Source organism: Caballeronia sp. dw_276 (genome assembly GCF_018449635.1).
Classification (GTDB): domain Bacteria; phylum Pseudomonadota; class Gammaproteobacteria; order Burkholderiales; family Burkholderiaceae; genus Caballeronia.
This window is the reverse complement of sequence record NZ_JAAVUV010000044.1, coordinates 1-1553: the sequence shown is the minus strand read 5'-3', so window position 1 is coordinate 1553 and position 1553 is coordinate 1. Positions and strand designations below refer to the sequence as shown.

Below are 1553 nucleotides of genomic sequence, written 5' to 3'. Positions count from 1 at the left end.
CGCGTATCGGCGCAAGCTCACTGTCGCACTCGAGCGCGTCGACGAGGTTGTCCATGACGTCGTGCAGCATCGTGCACAGATAAGCTGCGTCGCGGCCGTCGCCGACCTGGATCTCGATCCCGAACGCGGTGCTGAAATCGTCGACCGTCAGTGTCAGCGGATAGTTGGTGCGCTCCGTATTGCTGACGACGCGGATGCCGTCGAGATGCTGGATCGCGCTCACCTCCTCGCTGTGGCGATAGTTCAGCAGCGCCGAGAACAACGGCGTGCCGGCCGGTAGCACGCTGCACCGTACGGCCACCGGCAGGGGCGTATGTTCATGCTCGAGCAGACCGAGCAGGTCGCGATGCACGGTACCGAGCGCCACCCCTACGCCTGCAGCATCGAGCCGGACGCGCAACGGCAGCGTGTTCATGAACAGACCCATGGCCCGATCGGGCGCCATGCCCTGTTCCATGCGTCCCGACAACACAGTGCCGAACACCACGTCGTCGCGTTGCGCGGCCGCGCCGATCAGACGCGCGGCAGCAAGATGCCAAAGCGACGCGGCTCCCACGCCGCGCTCGCGCGCGCAGCGCCTGATGCGCGTCGCAAGTCCCGGCGCGACAGCCAGACGTGCCTCGCGAAGCGATCCGGCACGCATCGCCACGTCGACAAGCCCGAACGGCAGCGTCGGTGCGTCGACGTCGCCCAGCAGATTGCGGAAAAAACCGGCGTGCCGCTCGTCGTAGCGATAATCCAGTGTGCGGGCCACGAAATTGCGAAACGGCTCAGCCTGGGACAGCTGGGGCGCGTGGCCGTCAAGATGTCGCGCCACCTCCAACACCAGTATTTCCAGTGTGATGTGGTCGATCGTTAGATGGTGATGCAGCAGTTCGAGCGTGGCCATGCCGCCGTCGTCGCCGTCGTCCCCGGCGACGATGCGCGCTTTCATCAGCGGCGCGCAGCGCAAGTCCAGTGACGCCCCGCCAGTCTGTCCTTGCGCTACGCGTTCGATGCTCAATGGCGCGCTACGCCAGACGATCTGCACCGGATGGGGCAGATCGCTCCAGAGGAACGACGTGCGCAACACGTCGTGACGGTCGATGACGGCCTGCAACGCAGCAAGGAATGCGTGCATCCGGGCGGGTGTATCGAACACCATGCGCGTCGTGCTTAAATACGGATCATGAGCGGCATCGAGCCGGTGATGGAACAGCATGCCTTCCTGCAACGACGTCAACGGATAGACGTCTTCGACATTGCTCGCGCCACGGTCCACCGACGCGACCAGGCGGTCGATGTCGGGTTCCCCGAACGAGACGAGCGTCAGCATGTCGGGCGTCAACGTCGCACAAGCGGCGGGAATCCCGTTCCCGGGTACTTTGCTCGCCTGCGCGCGTCCCGGCCCGGTATCGATCGCGGTCGCCAGCTCGCCCATGACGGGGTGCTCGAACAGCCGTCTGACGTCGACCCGCAGCCCATGGACCGCCATCCGGTCGATGAGCCTGATCGCCAGCAGGGAATGGCCGCCGCACGCGAAGAAGTCGTCGGACACACCGACCTGATCCACA

1 protein-coding gene is annotated in these 1553 nt (G+C 65.4%); it reads right to left on the bottom strand.

The features are described from left to right. On the bottom strand, positions 1–1553 hold a 1553-nt coding region (locus HB633_RS30520; protein WP_255581303.1), incomplete at both ends, for a condensation domain-containing protein.